The organism is Indolivaga capnocytophagoides DSM 22835 (genome assembly GCF_000426485.1).
GTDB lineage: Bacteria > Bacteroidota > Bacteroidia > Bacteroidales > Dysgonomonadaceae > Dysgonomonas_A > Dysgonomonas_A capnocytophagoides.
On record NZ_KE384529.1, the window covers coordinates 586,995 to 609,004 of the forward strand.

21 protein-coding genes are annotated in these 22,010 nt (G+C 39.8%); 4 read left to right on the forward strand and 17 right to left on the reverse strand.

Annotated features, from left to right (window positions below; all coding sequences use genetic code 11):
- Positions 1-185: 185 nt before the first annotated feature.
- Together K322_RS19755 and K322_RS0115755 are read right to left on the reverse strand one after the other, a co-directional pair.
- A complete protein-coding gene (locus K322_RS19755; RefSeq protein WP_051290861.1) occupies positions 186-1,442 on the reverse strand; it encodes a VWA domain-containing protein in 1,257 nt (418 codons plus the stop codon).
- A 160-nt stretch (positions 1,443-1,602) separates the two neighbouring features.
- Positions 1,603-2,547 carry a diacylglycerol/lipid kinase family protein gene (locus tag K322_RS0115755; RefSeq protein WP_026627735.1) on the reverse strand — a complete coding sequence of 315 codons (945 nt, stop codon included), beginning with the start codon at positions 2,545-2,547 and terminating at the stop codon, positions 1,603-1,605.
- 507 nt (positions 2,548-3,054) lie between these two features.
- Between K322_RS0115755 and K322_RS0115760 the strand changes: the two genes are divergently transcribed.
- Positions 3,055-3,312 (forward strand): hypothetical protein, encoded by a 258-nt coding sequence (locus K322_RS0115760; protein ID WP_026627736.1) that lies wholly within the window; start codon positions 3,055-3,057, stop codon positions 3,310-3,312.
- A gap of 314 nt (positions 3,313-3,626) precedes the next feature.
- A complete protein-coding gene (locus tag K322_RS0115765; protein WP_026627737.1) occupies positions 3,627-3,992 on the forward strand; it encodes a hypothetical protein in 366 nt (121 codons plus the stop codon).
- A gap of 144 nt (positions 3,993-4,136) precedes the next feature.
- Here the strand turns inward: K322_RS0115765 and K322_RS0115770 are convergent, their stop codons facing one another.
- From K322_RS0115770 to K322_RS20455, 9 genes are all read right to left on the reverse strand, one after another.
- Positions 4,137-5,930, reverse strand: a complete 1,794-nt coding sequence (locus tag K322_RS0115770) for a hypothetical protein (RefSeq protein WP_157279485.1) — start codon at positions 5,928-5,930, stop codon at positions 4,137-4,139.
- A gap of 26 nt (positions 5,931-5,956) precedes the next feature.
- On the reverse strand, positions 5,957-6,625 hold the full coding sequence (locus K322_RS0115775; RefSeq protein ID WP_026627739.1) for a hypothetical protein: 669 nt from the start codon (positions 6,623-6,625) through the stop codon (positions 5,957-5,959).
- Positions 6,626-7,003: 378 nt separating this feature from the next.
- Positions 7,004-7,855: a mechanosensitive ion channel family protein gene (locus K322_RS0115780; protein WP_026627740.1), complete on the reverse strand. Its 852-nt coding sequence runs from the start codon at positions 7,853-7,855 to the stop codon at positions 7,004-7,006.
- A 153-nt stretch (positions 7,856-8,008) separates the two neighbouring features.
- Complete coding sequence (locus K322_RS0115785; protein WP_026627741.1) at positions 8,009-8,587, reverse strand: hypothetical protein; 579 nt, start codon at positions 8,585-8,587, stop codon at positions 8,009-8,011.
- Between the two features lies 1 nt (position 8,588).
- Entirely contained in the window at positions 8,589-10,091 is a 1,503-nt protein-coding gene (locus K322_RS0115790; protein ID WP_026627742.1) for a hypothetical protein, read from the reverse strand.
- 13 nt (positions 10,092-10,104) lie between these two features.
- Positions 10,105-10,686, reverse strand: coding sequence for a hypothetical protein (locus K322_RS0115795; RefSeq protein ID WP_026627743.1), 582 nt, complete (start codon positions 10,684-10,686; stop codon positions 10,105-10,107).
- 769 nt (positions 10,687-11,455) lie between these two features.
- Positions 11,456-12,166, reverse strand: coding sequence for a hypothetical protein (locus K322_RS0115800; RefSeq protein ID WP_026627744.1), 711 nt, complete (start codon positions 12,164-12,166; stop codon positions 11,456-11,458).
- Positions 12,167-12,171: 5 nt separating this feature from the next.
- Entirely contained in the window at positions 12,172-12,942 is a 771-nt protein-coding gene (locus K322_RS20450; protein ID WP_026627745.1) for a hypothetical protein, read from the reverse strand.
- A gap of 4 nt (positions 12,943-12,946) precedes the next feature.
- Positions 12,947-13,699, reverse strand: coding sequence for a hypothetical protein (locus K322_RS20455; RefSeq protein ID WP_026627746.1), 753 nt, complete (start codon positions 13,697-13,699; stop codon positions 12,947-12,949).
- A gap of 897 nt (positions 13,700-14,596) precedes the next feature.
- Here K322_RS20455 and K322_RS0115815 point away from each other — a divergent pair.
- Positions 14,597-16,252 carry an AMP-binding protein gene (locus K322_RS0115815; protein WP_026627747.1) on the forward strand — a complete coding sequence of 552 codons (1,656 nt, stop codon included), beginning with the start codon at positions 14,597-14,599 and terminating at the stop codon, positions 16,250-16,252.
- 136 nt (positions 16,253-16,388) lie between these two features.
- Here the strand turns inward: K322_RS0115815 and K322_RS20460 are convergent, their stop codons facing one another.
- The 3 genes from K322_RS20460 to K322_RS20470 form a co-directional block, all read right to left on the reverse strand.
- Complete coding sequence (locus tag K322_RS20460) at positions 16,389-17,186, reverse strand: hypothetical protein (RefSeq protein ID WP_051290862.1); 798 nt, start codon at positions 17,184-17,186, stop codon at positions 16,389-16,391.
- Positions 17,187-17,198: 12 nt separating this feature from the next.
- Positions 17,199-17,999 (reverse strand): hypothetical protein, encoded by an 801-nt coding sequence (locus K322_RS20465; protein ID WP_026627749.1) that lies wholly within the window; start codon positions 17,997-17,999, stop codon positions 17,199-17,201.
- A 118-nt stretch (positions 18,000-18,117) separates the two neighbouring features.
- A complete protein-coding gene (locus K322_RS20470; RefSeq protein WP_026627750.1) occupies positions 18,118-18,933 on the reverse strand; it encodes a hypothetical protein in 816 nt (271 codons plus the stop codon).
- Between the two features lie 702 nt (positions 18,934-19,635).
- Between K322_RS20470 and K322_RS0115835 the strand changes: the two genes are divergently transcribed.
- Positions 19,636-20,013: a VOC family protein gene (locus tag K322_RS0115835; RefSeq protein WP_026627751.1), complete on the forward strand. Its 378-nt coding sequence runs from the start codon at positions 19,636-19,638 to the stop codon at positions 20,011-20,013.
- Between the two features lie 105 nt (positions 20,014-20,118).
- On the opposite strand, the gene K322_RS0115840 is transcribed toward K322_RS0115835, so the two are convergent.
- Genes K322_RS0115840 through K322_RS0115850 form a run of 3 tightly spaced genes read right to left on the reverse strand, consistent with a single transcriptional unit; the run spans position 20,119 to position 22,002 of the window.
- On the reverse strand, positions 20,119-20,742 hold the full coding sequence (locus K322_RS0115840; RefSeq protein ID WP_026627752.1) for a sigma-70 RNA polymerase sigma factor region 4 domain-containing protein: 624 nt from the start codon (positions 20,740-20,742) through the stop codon (positions 20,119-20,121).
- A gap of 44 nt (positions 20,743-20,786) precedes the next feature.
- Complete coding sequence (locus K322_RS0115845) at positions 20,787-21,320, reverse strand: DUF6633 family protein (RefSeq protein WP_169714150.1); 534 nt, start codon at positions 21,318-21,320, stop codon at positions 20,787-20,789.
- On the reverse strand, positions 21,304-22,002 hold the full coding sequence (locus tag K322_RS0115850; protein ID WP_026627754.1) for a hypothetical protein: 699 nt from the start codon (positions 22,000-22,002) through the stop codon (positions 21,304-21,306). The genes K322_RS0115845 and K322_RS0115850 overlap by 17 nt, the downstream gene beginning before the upstream one ends.
- Between the last annotated feature and the right edge of the window lie 8 nt (positions 22,003-22,010).

Below are 22,010 nucleotides of genomic sequence, written 5' to 3' on the forward strand. Positions count from 1 at the left end.
TCACAAGTTCTGACTCTTCAAAATACGACGTTTAAAGATAATTTATTTTTCAGATAAAGCAAATCGTCCCCAAGTCAGATACTTCTGCTAACGACAAAACAAAAGACTAAAATAGCTCACATATAATAAAAACAAAGGGGTAAAGCAAAGCCCTACCCCACAATACAATTAAATAAACCAAGTCTTTATCCGATTGTCTGCGGTATACGAGTATAATCATCAATAAGACGTATAAGCAAATCGTTGAGTTTCTCTACTTTGTAGTAATTAGTTGTAGGAACTTCATGACTGTTACCTATCCCGCTGTCATCAGTAAGAGCGACGTATGTACCATTTGTCGCCAGAGCTATCGCACGCATAAGGTATTCGCCATTCTGATCCATACCACTGGCTACCAACGGAATCAGTCGTATACCTTTTATAGCAGCAAGTGTAACCTGCTCATGTACACGCCTGATGCTTTTATCATCATCATGAGGAGGAGCATCAAGTACAAGAAAAGCTAAGCGGCTCAATGCTTCTTTACTCCAATTCTCGCACTGAATAGCCTGATAAAGAGCCTCGTCAACAGCTTCGGGAGTATCCCCTCCTCCATCGGCAGCCTGCTTTTTCAAAAAATCCAGTGTCTTATTTATATCCGGATCCAAAGACGATTTCCGGGTCAGGTAATCATCTCCATGATCACGGTACACAAGGCTTCCGACACGAATATCGAGATTAGACTGCTTTACTCTGACCTGCTTGATTATATCGTACAGTTCGGACTGAAGATACCTCAGTTCATCACTCATCGATCCTGTGGCATCTATTATAAAAAACAGGTCTACATTGGAGGAAGGACGGCTCTTCACCGACATCTTCACAACATTAGTCATCTGGGGATACGGCTGAGCATTTTCGATCACCTTTTTTTCATTTCCATAAGTAAACTCTATCCTGTAAGGTGGATAAATACGCCCCGACTGATTATTCACGTTTTTATACATCCCCATCCACAATTGGGCTACACCTGTATTATCGGTACGGGTACTCCAGATAAGTTTTCCTTTCGAGTCATACAATTTAGTCTCAACATCGGGAACCGGACGTTGATTATAATCAGCCACACTCGCCACAAAACGATTTTCGGGCATTATCCGCCATCCATTTTTGTACGAAGAAAAATCTTTAAGTAAAAGCTCTTCCCATTCGTCCCACTTCTTAAAATCGTTGATCTCTGTTGCTGTCAGCAGATTGGCCGCAACCTGTCTTTTCAATCCCGGTCGGATATCCGCTCTGGAACTTATTTCAATAGCTGATTCTTCCGCATAATCAGAGGAGTACATGATTTCGGAAACAGACACATTATCGGTCGTTGAAACCTCTCGGTGCTTAGATTGTGTAGAACATGCAAACATCGAGACAATGCCGATAGTTGCACAAAATAAGTGTTGTATTTTCATCCTATTACCCTTTTTTAGGTCACAGACCTGCTTATTACTAACTAAACATTACAATGGCAACCCGCTATCGTACTAAAGTATGAATAATCGAACTGCCTGAAACGTCCTTTATATAAATAGAGGTAAATAAGGAGAGAATTCCATAAAGAGGATACACGAATTATATCCAACGTGTAATATTAGTCAGAAATGATTGAGGGTCAAATTTAGGTTTTTCAACTTCTTCGGGAATCAATATTTTTAAGCCCTGTCTGATAATTTTCACACAAATATCCTTATCGGTATGTATAGCATTACCGTCGAGGTGCATCACACCTTCCGATTCCCTTTCAATAAGGGCTTCCGAAGTAACTATCTCCAGCAAATTGGAGTTATTGCTTATATTTTTAGATACCAGCTGAATGGCTGTCTGTGCAATATTCATTGGAGGTAACGACCTCAGAATAGCAATATTCATCTTACCATCCTGCATATCGGCTTCGGGTGCAATAAAACCATTATTACCATATTGGGAGGCATTGGCACAAGTAATCAGAAACGATGTGTCGCTGAAATTTCCGTCGGGAGTGGTTACTTTATAATATTCGGGCTTAAAATTGACATATACATCGAGCATGCTTTTCACATACATTAATTTACCCCGTGCCGACTGATTCAATACTTTTTCGCTGACCAGAGCGTCGAACCCGACTCCACATGTACAGAAAAAAATATGACCGTTAGCTACACCATAATCGATTCGAGCTACATTTCCCTGCTTGATTATTTCCAAGGCTTTAGTATAATTAAGGGGAATGTTCAGATCCCGGGCAAGACCATTACCCGATCCGCTGGGAATAATCCCCAACACAACATCGGTATTTACCAATGCTTTGGCTACTTCATTGATTGTACCGTCTCCACCGACAGCTATCACGCAGTCAACACCATCACGTACAGCATCTTTAGCTATCTGAGTGGCATGCCCTTCGTAGCCGGTCATCAGGATATGTACCTCATATTCCCTCGGATCGATAGCAGCTGTCATTTCCGGAATATCCTTTTTAGATCTGGTTCCGGATACAGGATTAATTATTGTATAAATTTTCTTTTTCGTCCGACTCATATATAATCATTGACAAACCAAATTTCTAATTTAGCAGTACATTAATCCTCCAATGGATTCGTTACGTCACCAGCACAAAACTAAAAAAAGGCATTGATATAGCAATCTATTTCAATATTTAAACTCTTATAGTTAGCGAATTAGCAATTACAATAAAATATTTACACTTAAAGATCATTAATCAGAACGTAAACTTAATCAATTAACATTAAAATGACAGAAAATCAAGGGCAAATTTTGTTAAACAATAAAAAAACAGAACAAGAGATGCTTGAAGTCCTGTGAAGATGTACTATCTTTGAACACAAGTTAACAGCCTAATTAAAAGGAGATATCCGCTGCATAGATACTATTTACAGACTATATCAGTATTGACGAGTTAACTTATCAGAGCAACAAACAGTCCTTAAACGTTAAAGCATCACTTAAAAAGCCAAGTGTACTTTTGAATAAGGCAGGAAAATAAACACTTTTATTGATATTCGGATTATTTTATTATTTCATCACATGAATTCACTACTCTATATTTCTATAGGAATAGGTATTGCAACCGGAATAATTGCAGCCTTAATTACACGAAGCAGAAGCTACGGAATACTTATAAACATCTGTGCGGGTATTTTGGGTTCTATCGTAGGAGTATGGGCTATCGGACAGATACACTACTCATTCGAAGAAGACAAATTTATATCTTCGCTGATCGCCTCGGCACTCCTATCCATTGTTATTGTATGGGTAATGGCACTGCTGCGACGCAAGGGATAAGTCAAGAAAAAAGATTAGAGCAGGACAAATATCACACTTCACTAGAATGAAATACTTGTTCTGTTTTTTATTTTGAAAAAAGATCATTATATACATTTTTTAGTATACCTTTGTATAATAAAAGGTCTCAGTAGGTATTTACTGACCATCCCAAAATAACAGAATCAGTCGGTTATTCTTCGGAATGCGTTGTTAGATAATTTCTGTTACTAATGTCAGATCAACTAAGGTCAGAAATTGACTATCAGATATAACAATCAACCGTTATATACAATCAATCAACCAAAGACCTAAAAATATTTTACTTATTTTTTATGTTAAGGCCTAATTACAAGTTGCTTTTTCACTTTGAAAACGATAAAACGGCGATTGTGGAAATCAAGCGTAACGGTATTACAGAACAAGATCCGGCTCAACTATATAAATGGCTGGTATACGACAAAGTAAACGATATGCTCTCAAAACTGGAATTCAGCTCAATGAGCAACGATGCCGGAAAAGAATACCGGATATTCGAATCAGCGACGCTCGAATTTGATTCCAAATCGGCAGTATTCAAAGAAAAAGAAAAAACGAGTATTCTCGAAGTTAAAGCAATAGATACACCCTTATCTTCATCTCTAAAAGAAGCAATAGGTGATTATCTTTTACTTCAGAATTTCAGAACCGAAAGAATATGATTTGTTATATAGACCTCTAATACTATGTCAGCTATAATAATGCAATAGAATAATAAGGCCGACTTTCGAGCCGGCCTTATTTTTAAGGATTCAGACCTTTATGTTGTATTGAAACTTTACTTCGTTCATTATTTTCACTTCATTTTACCGCCAGCCTTGCAGTCTAAACGAATCAGTCAGAATATCATATTGAGGCTTCCAAAACAGAAATTCACTATCAGATGCAGTCAGTATCACCTGAGTCTGTGAGGTATTTGTATAAATATTAGTACACACAATCCGCTTAGGCTCACTGCCTTCTATCTGCTGTGTATACGAATAAGTAATATACCGACAGCCATTTTTAGACTTTGCGTCAAACGAATCCCAGCTAACCAGATTGTAGCGGGTATTGCTAAGATTTCGCTCAACCGATGCCCTCATATTCAATTCTATCGAATCGGTACTGATAGAATCGGGATGGCTAAGACGTGCAAAGTCTCCGGTACGATCCGATATCGTAATACTTCCAAAATCAGCAAGCTGTAACGAATCGTTTTCATTAAAATCTTTTTTCAGGAACAGGCATGCCGGACGGAATTGCTCGTAATTTATCGAATCACCCAATTTCTTCTTCGATTCGGCATCGACTAATTTAACAAACGGAATATCGCTCCGCTCCTCCAATTCCAAAGGATATATAACGGTACCACGTCCGGCAACTGGTTGTAAACGATGATATGACGACAATATGTCTTCGAAATGTGATTTCCATTCTGCTGATTGACTTTCGGGAGCCGAAGCAGTCAGTTGTATCTGCAATGTTTTATCAAAAATACAGGCCGAGTAAATATCCGAAGGTTCACCCTCGGCTTTTCGCTGGGTATAGGAATATATTAATGTGGGTAACCCTTTAGTTTCAGTAAGATAAAAATCTCCCCAGCTACTAATTTTATAAGCCGTAGAATCTATATTCACCTGTACACCAGCTTTAATATTCTGCTCTAGAATACGAAGATTTAAAGAGTCTTTATTTAATACTCTCTTATTAAATTCAGGAATTACATTCAACGATAAACTTCCGAAAGGAGCAACATCTGTGCTATCTCCGATTTCAAAATCACGATCGAGAAATAACAATCCGGGACGAAATTTCTCATAATCCGCCGAATCGCCCAAAATCCGTTTAAACTCTTTGTCTACCAAATATTTGAAAGGAATATCCTTACGCTCGGCTATAGTTGTTGGATAGCGCAGTGTAGCGATATCGGCAATGTTGACCGAACGGACAAACGATTGTACCATTGTGTTATAATAAAGCAGCCATTTGTTATACTCCTTCTTTGGAGCCGACAACGTTATTTGCAACTGAACATCCGAATCATACATGGTGGTGACTGCCGTTACGATTGGATCTTTCTTCTTAAGTTCCTGTTGATAAGAATACTGCATTGCAAAGAGGCCATTTATCCGGACGAAATCAAAATAATTCCATTTGGTTACTTTAAAATCCGTTCCAACCAGATTTGTATCCACATCATGACGGATACTCTGTTCCAGTTTCTTTTTCTGCACATCACTCAATACTTTCGGAAAACGGTATTGTCCGGTCATAACGGTTACAGTTATATATCCGAATGTCATTTTCTTTTGTCCCTCAGCCGGTGCTTTAAATCCTTTTTCGAAAAAGATCAGTGCAGGACGAAATTTTTCATAATCTATGGTATCTCCCAATAATTTACGGTATTGTTCATCAACCAATAATCTGAAAGGGATGTCACTTCGTTCTTCGATAGCCGAGGGATAAGCCAACGATCCGATATTAAGGACATCAATATTCTGCATCTCCGTTTTTTTATCTTTCTGCGCCGATACATAAACCAAAGGAAATGCCAAAAGGGAGAAAAGGAGAACTTGTTTTATTTTATTCATTATACGTGAGTAATTTTCAGGTCTCATACCTTTTATTGACTTTGTTAGTAAAATCATTTGATCACTATTCCAGAAACGATCTTATCGTTGATAGCCGCCCATTCTGCATATTCCTTTTCCTGAGCCGACATCAATACTTCTACTTGCTTATTGCCTTTAAAAAGATAGGTCAAAGCCATACATGTAATTCTGTCTGCACTATTAATTTGTTTATATTCGTACCTGAGAACTTTAGCCCCGTTAATTTCCTCAGCAGGCTTATCCGTCCAATCCGAAATAAGAAATGATGACTGTGCAGCATTCTGTTCTACGGATGCTTTTACGCTGGTCGAAATCTGCGTAACAGCCTCATCGGTCAGATTATCCGAATTGAAACCATCTATTACATTTCCGCTAATCACTATATTAGAGAAATTTTTAAGCTGTGCCGGATCATCTGCATTAAATCCTTTTGCCAGAAATATTTTGCCGGGACGGTAAATTTCGACATCCACCGAATCGGGAATACTTTTACGAACTTCTGGATCGATCAGTTTTACAAACGGAATATCGTTGCGCTCTTCTACTGCCGACGGATAACTTATATCGGCAATCCCGTCAATACTTGTAATTGTTAATTCTGACACGGCATTCGCCATTTCTTTCTGACTGTAACTGTGCAGTTGTACCAAACCGGCTATAACCGCAGCAAAGACAATAGTAAAGATTACATTCTTTCTCATGCTCAAATAATATACTATATTGTTGTTTTTTTAATGAATCCCTATATCCCTAATCATCTGATCCGTCTTGTGATACAAACGAACCAAAAGGTAACAAAAGTAACAGCCTTTGTGTTCGCTTTTCCGATGGCACTTTTGCCCTCGAAACTAGTGCTGCCCGTGGGGGCAAGTCTCTGCTTTGCCCGTTTATTCCAACATCGCTATTCCCTAAAAGGTTACAAAAGTTACTCTAAAATTGCACTTTCTCGGACGACACCTTTTTTATCTATCAATATGATTTCGGCAATATTAACTGATAACTGCTGACTGATCCCAAAGTCCCCTTTTCTCTTTATAGATAAAATCGGCTACTTATGAAACGTCAGAATAAGAAAAAAATTATTCAACCATCTTGACTGCAAGAGTCGAAGACGTATAAACACCTTTTTCCGAAAAAATCTTATATATCGCTTCGTTCAGATCCACCGAAACCGTTCCATAATCTCCGGTCAGTACCCAAACTCTCAGTACAATATCAAAATTTCCGTTATTGATAGCAGTCACACCCACAAATGGAGTTGGTGTTTCCATCACTTTATCATTACGGCTTATCACTTCTGTCAGAATTGATTTCAGTTCTTCGGCACTATTTCCATAATTAATATTCAATGTAATATCAAGCCGCCTGCGAGGCTGAGCCGTTACATTGATTATCGTTCCGGTAGATAATGGGCCATTGGGCAAATATATAGTACGATTGTCGCCGGTAAGTAATACTGTATATAATATCCCTATCTCTCTTACTATACCATCCATTCCCTGAGCACTGATATTATCTCCCATTTTGAATGGCTTATTGAGCAAAATCATTACTCCGCCGGCAAAGTTAGATAAATTATCTTTCATAGCCATACCCACAGCCAAACCTGCGGCGGCCAAGATAGCGGCAAACGATGTGGTTTCTATCCCCAAAACACTGATAATGATAAGCCCCAGCACAATTTTGAGCAGAGCATCTACCATATTGTTTGTAAAGGAAACAACAGCCCCTTCGACATGTTTGCGCTGCATGATACGAGCTACCAATTTCTCAATCCATTTGATAACCCAGCGTCCTATAAAAAATATAACTACCGCCAGTACAATACGTTCGCCCAGATCGACAGCTTTTGTAAAAGCAGAATGCAGAAAGGTATCTAATGCCGAAATATCTAAATTATCGGCAGATTGCAGTAATATAAAGTTTAACATAAAGTTCAGATATTTATACCATTGGGTTAATAGTTTTCCGGTTACAAATATACTATAAAAACAGAATCGGTAAAATATCCATATAAAGTAAACGGACAGTCATACTATAACTGCCCGTTTTTTTTATTGATTTATTAATTTTCTTTTGCTCACTTACTTTACTACAAATACAATATTGATATAATCATCGTAGTTTGCTTTGGTTGTAGTGACATAACTCATTATGCCATTCCCATCGATACTATTGATAGTTATACGTGATGGGTTATGATAAGTTACGTAATAATACAAATCTGTAGCAACAGGAAAATACGGTAATGCAGCAGGAGCTCCCGTACTTTTATACTTGGGTGTACCATATTCCTCTTTATATTGAGCATACAAATTTTTGCTTCCTGAGCCTAAAGTCGCAGTCTCGATATTAATAGACGGCATATAAAAAAACTTACGATTAAACAATGCCAAACAAGTCCATTGAGGTACAGCCTCAGTTCCTAAGTTCTGAGAAATACACTTTTTATCTGTATCATAAACCAAAAGACTATGAGCCGGATTTAGTATAGCAATCTTTTGGACGGTGGTCATTCTCGGAATAAGCAACCCTTTATCGGCATTGGACGGACTATTGATATCAACTACAGAACTAGACTGTGGTGTATCGGTATTGATACCTATCTGAGCAGATAGTTGCAGGCTAAAGAGCAGTGCGAATATATATATTAGCTTTTTCATATTATCTGTTGGCTTCTTTTGTGGCTGTATTTTGTAAATCAATCCGTATCATCCTGTTTGTTTTAAATACACAATCAATAACATTGGCAGGTATAGTAGTTTTGGAAAGAGCAACGCCATCAGCTCTGTAAGGAGTTATACTTATTGAATATTTACCGGTAGACGTATAATTGTGAGTCTGTTTATAAATTGTATTTCCGGATACTATGCTTTGGTTAACCTTTGCCGATCCGTCTCCGAAATCCCATTCGAGCCTTGTTGGAAGATCGGCAGAAGGACCTACCATATTTATCTCCACAGTGTATCTAAAATCATTACCGGTACAAACAAATGACTTTTCGGTTGCCTTGGCTGAAAACCAAGAAGCGGCAAAAGAAGGAAGTCCAATGCGGCACAATCCCGTACCTAAGAAACTATTCGGAAGCTGGTATATTTTTAAGTTATTATATTCATCCGGATTATCAATTACATAAAGATAACTTTTCTGATATGCACAAAAATAAATACGCCCGTCGGGTGCTAATTGGGGTGTATTGCGGTCAATACCCAAATTATACGTTTTATAGGTTACTGTTGACGGATTGCTTGCTGCTAACAAAGCTTCAAAGTCGAAAACGTATAATACTGCAGTACCTCCTATATAAAGATATTTCATAGATGGAGAAAACTCAAGTCCATATGTATTTTTCAAGCCCGACACTTTTTTGATATTCGAAAAAACGCCTGTACTGTTGTCAAAATCTCCATATATAAACTCCGCATTATTTCCCCCCCAAGCAAAATGTTTTCCATCTGCAGTAAACTTGATATATCCACAAGCCGAAGAGTGATTTATAGATGCCGGAGAAGTTGTCACAATCGGAGTAGCGATAACTCCCGTAGAGGTTGCTAACCAAGCATTAAAATAGGATGTCGCCCCACGTCCGGGAGCAACAATCCAATAATCTGTACCATTAGCATGCCTGATGGATGTAACACTTTCTCCGATTCCTCCCATCCCTCCTGATAGCAATATGTTTTTTTCGCTGGCTATAACAGCTCCTAAACCACCCGCCTGACTCATATCTATAGCCGTATATGACAACATGTTTGTCCAGTTTATACCGATCGATACAGCCATGTATTTATTCGGACTATTCGGATATGGCAAGATAATACCCGATTGAGCCGAAGAATTATGCCCGGTTAATCCTGTACCATTTGTCATTACCGCATTATTTTTGTCCCAGATAGTCATACCATCCGAATAAAAGAGAAGGTTACCATCGCTGTCCGAAAGACTGAAACAGCCCTCCTGAGTAACAATAGACGTTCTGGTAAAAGTAGGTAATCCGTCCAGAACAGCATTTGCAGTTCCGGCCAAACCTGTTGCCGTTAAACTTTGTGTAGTATTCCATGTCAAACCTACATTTTGCCCGAAAGCCCAGTTATTTGCCTCCTTCTGAGCTTGGATTTGCATGCAAACAACCACAGATATGACAAGAGCCAATATTACTTTTTTCATATTTCCTCCCTATTTATTTAACGACAAAGACAACTGTCATAAATGTTGCATAATCGGCTTCCTTGAGAATATCATAATTAAGCACACCCGACGCATCCAAACTATTTATTTTCAGCACTGTATTATCATAAAAAGTCACATAGTAATACAGATCCGAAGCCGAACTGAAATAAGGGATACCGGCAGGTGCTCCGGTACTTACTTTTGTCGGGGTATTAAATTGTTTTTTGTATTCGGCGTATAAATCAAGAGTCTTTCCTGCAACTACAGCCGAGGCATCAATTGCGATGGAAGGCATATAAAATGACGATGACTGCGCATCCTTTTGAGACAGGCATAGCCATGCCGGAGCAGCAGACGTGCCTGCATTCTGCGAAATACATTTCAGCTGAGTATCATATACCATCAAGCCCGGAGCCGGACTGCTTATCGCTAATCGCTGGGCACTTGTCATACGCGGTATCAGTATACCTTTGCTGGTACTTTCAATATCCAGTGCTGCCGAAGCATTCGGAGTACTGGTATTAATGCCTACCTGGGCATGAAGCGATGCCATACCAACAGAGCAGAGCATCACAAGAATCATCTTTTTCATTGTTGTTCATTTGAGGGTCAGAGACCCGTTTGTTGTTTATATTTCGAGTAATTATATTCAAAAAAAACAGTAAAATGCACTCCCTGCACTTTACTGTATAAGACAACCAACTGTCATACAAGCTAATGCAAGAATCAGATTCAGAACGACAACAAAACAATAAGGCTGCCTTGCATAAGCTGTAAAGTCGGTTTGATAGTAAATTGGTACATGTTTGTTTGAATGTCCGGGTCACAAACCCTTTATTGTTTATATTTGGAGCAATTATACGCACTAAAAGAAACAGTAAAGTGCACTCTCTGCACTTTACTGTATAAAACAACCGACTGTAGGACAATCTAATGCAAGAAACATATTCAGAACGACAACAAAACAACAACAAGGCTGCCTTGCATAAGCTGTAAAGTCGGTTTGATAATAAATTAGTATATATTAGCTGAAGTATAGACACAAGAAAAACTACTCCGTCATTTTGACACAATAGAAATTTTGTTTTGTTAAAAAAATGATTAGTTACGCCAGGTGCGTCTCTCTCTCTCTCTCTCTCTCTCTCTCTCTCTCTCTAATATTTCACACGACACAACCAAATCCAAATTGTTAAAATTCAGACAAGTTTCGTATTTTTTATGTGTGAAATTATTAATCATCAACTGTACGTTAAAGAGTTGTTGTGATGGCAAATATAGTCATTGTTTTGGAATTGGCAAAAAAGAGCGGAACTAATACATATTAGCCCCGCTCTTAAGAAATTAAATATCCGAGTGTTGTTCTACATCAGGAAAAAAGTAACCGATGTTCTTGTATATACAGGACTTATAGCAGAAGTCCATGTTCCGCTTCCGGGAGACAGAAAGACCTCCAGATAATCTCCATAAGAACAGTCAGCCACTAATGCCACGGTAAGGGCAAAAGGAGTATTAGCTGCTGTTGCAATATAATATTCTACAGTATCGACATATACACCGTTCTTCATCAACCTCACATATGTGCTCGTTCTGCCCCCTGTTGCTACGCTGGCTCGTCCCCACCACCGAAAATACACAAGATAGGGACCTTCGCCCGTTACAATGTACTTTGTATTGGTTCCCGAAAGATATAGTTTTGCGCCTGTTCCGGCAACAAAAGATTGAGCGGTAGACGACACAAATGTTTCTCCCCCACTCCCTTTTATGGCTCCCCATGTTACACCTCCGGTCGCATCAGCCGAAACCAATACACGATCTGATTTTTGAGACCCGTCAACTATACGCAGGGCGGTTTCGGAGGTCGATGCATTGATGTGCAATTTTGCCTGAGGCGAGGTTGTTCCTAATCCCATATTTCCAGCCTCGGTCACAATCACATCGTCTGCTGTAGATGTATCCGCTTTAGGGTTGATATGAAATACCCCGACAGGCGATTGAATATTGATGCCGACCTGCGCAGAAACAGACAAAATTGTGCTCATAATAAGAGCCGATAGTATATAATATTTTCTCATCTTTCTTAAATCTTAAATACAATAATACTTGGATTCAGAACTGTTGAATTATTCACTGCTCCGATTACCCAATTGAAAGTTCCTGCGGTAGATGCCGGTGTAGATGGACTTATGTATAGTTTGAGATATCCGCCTGCTGTTGCATAACCAAACAAGCTGGTTGTAAAACTAAAATAGTTGTCTGCTGCCGGATAACTGACGTAGTGCTCAACTCCGTCCAGTTCGGTTCCATAGTCTGACACAGCTGTAGTGGTTGCACGTGTCAGATAAATATACGCACTGATATTTTTATCTCTTGAATATGTGGTGGTTGCCGTTCCCCACCAGCGGATAAACATAAGGTAATTACCAGTTTCCGTGATCGGAACCGATAGCAGCAGACTTCGGGTAGCATTAGGAAGATTTCTTCGGCCTGTATTTAAATTATAAATCGTGGCTGATGAAGCAGGCTGATTTGTCCACGAAAGATTTCCATTGGCATCCTTACTGTAGAGCATTTTCTTTGCACCTTCCGTACCGTCTTTTAAGCGCATGGCTGTTTCGGTAGATGTTTCGATGTGAAGTTTGGCTGTAGGCGAAACAGTTCCTAATCCCATATTCCCAGCTTGGCTGACAACTATATCATCTTCGACATTAGATGTTCCCGATGTATTTTTTTGAGCATCTATGTGAAATATCTGCTGGGGCGAATCGGTATTAATACCTATTTGAGCCAGTGAATTTCCCGTACTGATTATATATACCAGTGTTGTAAGATATGCAATATATTTTTTCATTGTGTTATACTCTAAATACGACAATACTTGGATTCCATAATTTCTGACCAGTACTCACTCCGCCTATTACCCAGCTTCCACCGGACGATACCCTGATATAAAGTTTCAGATACTGACCTTTGGTTGCTTTAGCAAATAAAGTCGTACTGAAGCAAGTATAAGCACCAGCCACAGTATTGGCACAATATTCGACCTGATCTTTGAGATTTGCCTGATCCGCCGTCCAGCTATTGCTTGTAGTGGCTGATGTAGTCGCATAAAATACACCGCATACATAATTATTTGCGCTTACAGCTGTAGCATAGCCCCACCAGCGGATTGATAACAGGTAATTACCTGTTACCGTTACCGGCATTGCCTTGACAAGCGCATAAGTGCCCAGTGTGTAAGTAATGGTAGATCCGGTGATACTATATATAACCCCTCCCGGATCAGGTTTTTCCATCCAGGAAGCATTACCCAAATCGTCTGATACTAAAATATAATTTGTCGCCTGCCTGCCGTCTGTGATCCGAAGGGGAGCAAGAGTAGAACTGCCTACTGCATCTATCTTGGCTGTAGGGGTGAGTGTTCCGAGTCCCATGTTGCCGGTAGAATTTACAAGTATATCGTCCGAAATATTAGATGAACCGGAGGTGTCTCCTTTACCATCAATGTGAAGTACCCCCTGCGGACTTTTTGTATTTATCCCTACCTGCGCATGGAGGAGGATACCGAAGGAGAATATCCCCATCAGTAATAAAAATTTCTTTTTCATTGTTGTTAATTTGAGGGTCGCAGACCCATTTGTTGTTTATATTTCGAGTAATTGGGGTCACAGACCCGCTTGTTGTACATGTTGTAGAAGTGTATCGCATATCCCTGTCTATAAACACCTTGTAATCATAACCATCAGACATATGCAATATACGCCTACGATCTTTTATGTTTAAATAATTATTGATAACTGATAACTGATGAACGTCAACTGAAAAAAGCAGTAAAGTGCAATCACAGCACTTTACTGCACCATAAATCCGGTTGGTGTACTGATATAATTTCAAAGCAAGTTCAGAACGACAACAAATAAACAACAACAAAACCGCCTTGGTAAACAGTTTGCCGCACCGGATTTCAATAAGAAAATTGATATATATTAATTGAGGTATAGACACAAGAAAAACTACTCCGTCATTTTGACACAATAGAAATTTTGTTTTGTTAAAAAAATGATTAGTTACGCCAGGTGCGTCTCTCTCTCTCTCTCTCTCTCTCTCTCTCTCTCTCTCTCTCTCTCTCTCTCTCTAATATTTCACACGACACAGCCAAATCCAAATTGTTAAAATTCAGATTTATTTCAGTATCTATATGTGTGAAATTTTTGTCCATTAACTATATGTTAAAGAGTTGTTGCGTGGCAAATATAGTAATAGTTTTGAAATTGACAAAACCGAGCTCCAAATCTCCATTTTGCAAAGAGCAGTTTGCAAAATGGAGATTTGTATTTATATTTGTATAGGTGATTGTTTTCGGGTACTGCTTTCCTGTAGATATAATGTATAATCAAGGGCTGAGTCCTTAATATATATACCGACAAACTATTCGCCCGTTATACTTGTTATGATATCAAAAGAAAGTATGAAAATAATGTCTGTTACGAAATATATTTAGCCACATGGAAAACGACAATACGAAAAGATTTTTAAAGCTGATCGAAGACGGAATCCGCACTAACTGGGACAAACCCGTATTCAGCGACTATGACGGCAATGCCTTGCTGTTTAAGGATTTTGCAGTCAGAATAGCCAAACTACACATTATATTCGACACTCTCCATCTCGAAAAAGGAGATAAGGTTGCTCTCTGCGGACGCAATTGCACCAACTGGGCAGTTACGTTTTTTGCCGCTATGTCGTACGGAGCTGTTGTCACTACCATTCTGCACGACTTCGATGGAGACAGCGTTCAGAATATCGTTAATCATTGCGATGCCAAAGTATTCTTTGTGGCAGAACATGTCTGGGAAAAAGTAGATCCGATTAAAATTCCGAAAGTAGAAACTATCATCACCATAGATGATTACAGCATATTAAGGTCTCGAACCGAAAAACTAAATCAGGTAACCAATGACATTGATGTTATCTTTGCCGAGAAATACCCGAACTTTACAATCGACGACCTCAAATTCCACGTCGAAGATCCGGAAGAAGTTGCACTCATTAACTATACATCAGGTACAACCAGTAAGCCCAAAGGGGTGATGATTCCTTATCGCAGTTTATGGTCTAACACGCTGTTTGCCAAAGAAGCCATCGAATTTGTCAGCCCCGGAGACGGACTTGTATCCATGCTGCCGATGGCGCATATGTACGGATTGGCTTTCGAGATACTGCTTTCGGTAGCCAAAGGATGCCACGTGCACTTCCTTACCCGCCTGCCTTCGCCACACATCATCATGAATGCTTTTGCCAAAGTGCAGCCAACACTCATTATAGCTGTTCCGCTGATTATAGAGAAGATTATCACTGCGAAAGTTATGCCCGAGTTACAGAAGCAGCCGACTAAAACACTGCTGAAAATACCATTCGTAAAAGACAAAATATACGCTAAAATCCGTGAGAAATTAATTAATGTATTCGGAGGAAAAGTTGTAGAAGTTGTAATCGGAGGGGCTGCCCTCGATCCAGAAGTGGGTAATTTTCTGAAACTGATTAAATTCCCATATACCGTAGGATATGGAATGACCGAATGCGGTCCGCTTATCGCATACGACTATTGGGAAACATACCGTGCCGCTTCGTGCGGAAAACCTGTCGACCGCATGGAAGTAAAGGTAGACTCTGCGGATCCCGAAAATACGGTAGGCGAACTGATAGTGAAGGGTGCAAACACGATGCTCGGCTATTATAAAAACGAAGAAGCTACCTCAGCGGTACTTTCGCCCGATGGATGGTTGCGTACAGGAGACCTTGTGACTCAAGACAAAGAAGGCTATATCTACATAAAAGGACGCAGCAAAACAATGATACTGGGACCTTCGGGACAAAATATTTATCCGGAAGAGATCGAGCAGCTTCTTAACAATGTGCATTTCATTGCAGAATCACTCATTGTAGAGCGTAACGGAAAGATACACGCACTGATTTATCCTGATCAGGAAGTCATTAAACTTCATCCGAATAACCTTTCGGTCGAAGATACTCTCAAGCTCGAAATAGACGAAGTAAACAAGCGTCTGCCCAAATATTGTCAGATTACCGATTTTACAGTTCGTGACGAGGAATTCGAAAAAACACCGAAACGCAGTATCAAACGTTTTTTGTATAAATAAGGTCTCAGACCTTTTTATCAATGTGCCGTCACTCGGGATTTGCAATCCTGTAGAACAAAGGAACTAAAAAATAGAAACAGCAGCTATTCCTTATTTTCAGAATGGCTGCTGCTTCAGTTTTGTATCTCTGTAAATTCTACATTTTTATACGATAGGCATAGATATTTGAATACCCATCGTTTTTTTCAGCTACCGACTGTATCTGAAGTCCCGATATTTGAGCATTCTGTACAGCACCTACATATACCACATACCTCTTAGCGGCAGTAGTAGTATTATTAACTGCTACCCAACCATTCACCATCGCTCGCTTATTTATAAATCCGGTATTCGAAAACCTATTGCTCGAAATAGCATCGAGTGTTGCTATTGCACTATCATCACCAAGTGTAACCTGTATCCATATCCTATAATTGACATCCGAAACTGTAACCTGATTTGTAACCATACTTACCGAAAAAAAGACCAACCACTGCCCGGGATCAACCGAAACACTCATATTGGTTTTAAACCAATTATTGCTATTCCCCAATGCAGCAAAAGAAATACCGGAACCTAAAGTTCCATTCTTGTACCCCGGAATATAATCGTTCCATTGTCCCAAACCGTTGGCATCAGACATCAGCACTTTATTTACGGCAGCATTTCCGTCTTCGATCCGTAATTGAGGATTAGGTGTTGCCGATGTACCGCCGGTAACTATATGCAACTTGGTCTGAGGGGTAATTGTGCCAATTCCGACCTTGCCGTCTTTACTAACAACCACATCATCTCGATTTATATTTGCTCCGCCACCCGAATTATTAGAGGCAGCATCCACGTGCACCAATACATTGCTTGCCGGATTATCGGTCATGATGCCAATCTGTGAAAAGGCATCTGTACAGCATATCAAGTTAAAGAATATTGTGAAACTTATAATATATTTTCTCATTTTCTATTGTTATTAATTTTCTCCGATTTTCACTGCGATAATTCCATTCTCTCCTTTTGTAGATGTAGCTATTGAGCTGAGCAGTACTCCATTCGAAAGACGTCCGGCATTTGCATATACAATACCCAGATGGTACACCTTCGACGCCGATCCTGCATTTCTTATCACAACAAAACCTTGCATAACTCCCCAACCTTTAGCATATACCGTTCCTGAACTCCATGGAGCACCAACTATATCAGGAGATGCAGGTCCCCCGTAAGAATCGGAGTAACTCAACCTCATCCAGGTATTAACAGAATAATCTTCGGTCGATAATCCTCCACTTGCCCCGATTAACAGATTAAGATACACACACCAGCGTCCCGGAGGCAAAGTAATGGTAGCATCCAAAGGATGATGAGGTATCAGCATTTCGTTAGTTGTGCCGGCAGGCATTCCCAGATCTTTTACATAATAATTCTTACCTGACGCACTCAAAACACCTTTAACGACAGGTAAACCCAAAAAGCCCCAAGTACCTACTCCGTTACTGTCCGAAACCAGCATTTTATAATTTCCTTCAGCTCCGTCTTTAATACCAATCGCACGGGTAACGGTCTTCGATTTTATATGCAACTTCATTTGAGGTGTACCTGTGCCTATACCTACTCGTCCGGCATTATCGATGATCACATCGTCGGAAGTATCCCCCACAGCTCCGGCCTCGATATGCAATACTCCTTGCGGATTTAAGGTATTAACACCAACCTGAGCTTGTGTCATGCAAAGTCCTAAAACACTCAGCAGACTATACAGTAATATATATTTCATATGTTATGCGTTTTCTCTTATTTATATTAAGTAACAGAAAGTATTTAATGATATACTTTTAGTCTATAACAGTCTTTGGTTGTTACACTTATCCAAAGTAACAAAAAGGTCTGAGCCCTTATAATTCATCTGATGGTATACGATAAGCGATTATATTAATCTCACCCCAAGGTCCTCCAACATTATTAAAATACCCTGCCGGGATGGTAACACCAAAAGAACTGGTACCTCCGGCTACATAATAATATCTTTTCGTTGCATTACTTTGGTTATTTACAATAAAAGAACCTATCGTAACATTGTAGAAATGCGCCCAGCACATCCCCGAGACTAATCCCAACCCTTCTATATCGGGTGTCTGTATAGCAGCAAGCGTACCTCCCGTATTTACGACGGTAGCAGCATCGGCTAGAGTAGACGATATCCATACAGGTGTATTGGTTCCCCCGCTTCCCGAAATTAAAGAAACCACGTTCATAGCCCATCTACCCGTAGGTAAATCGATATATGACGGAGCTGCATAATATTTCGTATCATTAAACCCTATATTTAAGAAAGGAGGAGAAACTATCTTAATCTGGGCAGACACTACCGGAACCATATTCTTCCATGTGGCTGTGCCTATATTATCGGTAGCTATCAGGATATTACCATCCCCCTGATTTCCATCTTCCAATCTGAAACCCGATACAGGAGACGAAGCAGTACCTCCTGTTTGTATATCCAATAAAGTACGCGGAGCAATGGTTCCGATGCCCGTTTTACCATCAGCAGCCACTATTATATCGTCCGCTGTACCTGTTGCCCCGCTAGTATTTGCATAAGGATCGATATGAAATACCCCCTGCGGATTTTGGGTATTTATCCCTACCTGAGCATGGAGGAGAATGCCGATAGAGAATATCCCCATCAACAGTAAAATTTTCTTTTTCATCGTTGTTCATTTGAGGGTCAGAGACCCGGTTGTTGTTTAGGGTTGCAGACCCATTTATTATGTTTGTTCTTAGATAATTAGTGATAATACACAAAAGCAGTAAAGTGCATTCGCTGCACCCTACTGCATGATAAAACCGACTGTCGGACAAGTATATGCTTAGAGCAGATTCAGAACGACAACAAAACAACAATAAAACTGCTGTGCACAGTTCGTCCTGCCGATTTATTAGTAAGTTGGTATATATTTTGAAGTAATGACAAGTTATGAAAACCCCGAAAACCCTCATCAAGAGGTTCATAATCAGACCATAAGGCAGATATACGACAAAGCACGAAGCATAAAAAAACACTCCGTCATTTTGACACAATAGAAATTTTTGTTTGATTATTACGCTAGATGCGTCTCTCTCTCTCTCTCTCTCTCTCTCTCTCTCTCTCTAATATTTCACACGACACAACCAAATCCAAACTGTTAAAATTCAGACAAGTTTCGTTGTTTCTATATGTGAAATTATTAGTCATCAACTGTACATTAAAGAGTTGTTGTGAGGGCAAATATAAGGATTGTTTTTTATTTAACAAACAATATTAGAAATGAGGAAATGTTTATTTCCGGTACACATATTAAAAGATAAACTGCTATTTTTGCAAATAAAGCTCTTAGGCTTGTCTATAAATAAGTAACAGTAAATATTGAATTATGGAAATAAAAGCAAAATTCGACCATTTTAATATAAATGTAACCAACCTCGAGCGCAGTATCGAATTTTACGATAAAGCTTTGGGCTTGAAAGAAGCTCGCCGCAAAGCAGCAGCAGACGGATCATTCATTCTTGTGTACTTATCGGACGGAGTAAGCCCGTTCCTGCTTGAACTGACATGGCTCCGTGACCACACCGAAGCTTACGAACTGGGCGAAAACGAAAGCCACCTCTGCTTTCGTGTAGCAGGCGACTATGACGAAATACGCAAATATCATAAAGAGATGAATTGTGTATGTTTCGAAAATCATTCGATGGGATTATACTTTATCAACGACCCCGACGATTATTGGATAGAGGTACTGCCTGCGAAGTAAGGAGATTTTCCAATGAAATATTAGATCAAAAACCACGACCGAAGTTTCCTGTCGTGGTTTTCGATTTTAACAGCGCTATAAGTCATTTATTTATTAGCCTCACCCCTACCACTCGCAACACCTCAAAGTCTGACGGCGACGGCAACGAAATCCGTCATGATGCTGAACATCCCTTCTGATCTTCGAAATAATTTCGGAGATGGATGTGACCGATATTTTGGTGATCTGCGACAGCTGTACATAATTTATAGCAGGCTTAAGTCGAATGTACATTTTAAATAATTCGAATTGCTGCACAGGATACTTACGATACACATAATCGAATATATCGTATTCGAGCGACAATTTATATTCGATCAGCTCTTCTTCCGCCCCCGTGTTATCCATCCGGTCTTCCAGCCCCAGCGGAGTTGTCCGAATTTGCTGTTCGGCAAATACCTGCTGCATAAAGTTGGTGAAAAAAGCCCGATGAAAGTAAGCCTTATAATCGGCAATATCCAACCCGCCAAAACGGATCTTATCATACATCCGCATAAAGGTATCATTCAATACATCTTCGTCATAAGTAGACTTATTCATCAATTCTGTCTTCAAGCGTTCATACCAATCACCAAACCACAGGGCAAAACGCTGAGCCTTAGCTTCATTTTCAGGAGAAACTTCCGTTCCCTCTTTTATTTTTATATATTTTTTACCTTTATTTCCCGATCCGCTGTTTCCTAATTTCATAATCGTTTGTGTTTTGTTATAGATAAATTAAAAAATTCTGACCATTACGCTGCATTACGCTCTGCTTTGAGGCGCTCATATTCGGCACGGGTTACGGCTGTGCGAGCCCACTCTTCCTGTTGAAGATCTGCTTCGTTCCTTTTGGCCTGTTGCTCGTACATCTTTATCTCACGCCCCCGGTCTTCGGCAAAACTTTTGAGCGAAGCCGTTATTTTAAGAGGATCTACAGCGCCGTAAAAATATCCGTAACGCCCCGTTTTCAGACGATGAAAAAACAACAATAACTCGGTAACTTTGAAGTAATAATACTCCACTTCGATAATACCTGCAACCTGCTCCATCTGGTCGAGAGACATCTTCACGGCAGTTCCTGCAAAATCATTGATATCATCGAGCTGAGCCATAATCCATGTGGTAACAACCTCACTGTTATATACCGATCTCATTACAGCCAACGAAGGAGCAGCTCCCATGAAAGCCCTTGCAGGATATGCAGCAGCCTGTTTCTGACGGTCTTTATTGAATGTTACCAAAAAGTCGGCAGCCGTTCCGTACCTCTGTCTAACCTCTGATATCACATTCTGCAGCTGCACGGACAGCCCGTTCGACAATTTCGGCTTTTCGTCGGGCCGAGTCATTAATTCGGTGATTATCTTTAGTGATTTTTTGTCCATAATCTGTGTTCTTTTTTACGTTTCTTTCCCACGTCCTAATGGCTGCGCGCCAATCCTTCATCCTGCCTTTGCCTACGCACCACCCCTTCGATTGATAATAATCGAAAAACTGAGCTGCATTGATACCGTTTACCCTAGCCAAACAATACTCTTCAATCTCGGTAACCGATGGAATGACAAAAACGACGTGCCGTTCGTTATAGTTATTATTTCTAATCTTGTCTATATCTAATGATGTTTCTGCTTTTTGGTCAGAAAAGGTAGTAGAAAAGGGTTGGGAAAAGGTAGGGGAAAACTGGTCTGTCTGAATACCTTTTATTTCGTACTGATATACTTTCCCTCTTCCGTGCGAGCCCTTAAAATCTATCAGGCCAGCCTTTTGAAGATTAAGTTTTGCTGTATCGAAAGCTTGCTTCCCCCAATTGAATTTTACAGCTGTTATGGAGTTAGATAGTCCAAACGGATTTTTCCAACCAATCGAGTTGCAGGTTTTCAAAAGATAAAAGTAGAGAGCGATCTCCTTATCGGAAAAAGCATACTCAATGTCTTTCTGCCAAAAATCATTTATCAGTTCTATATAAGTCATCCCCTATC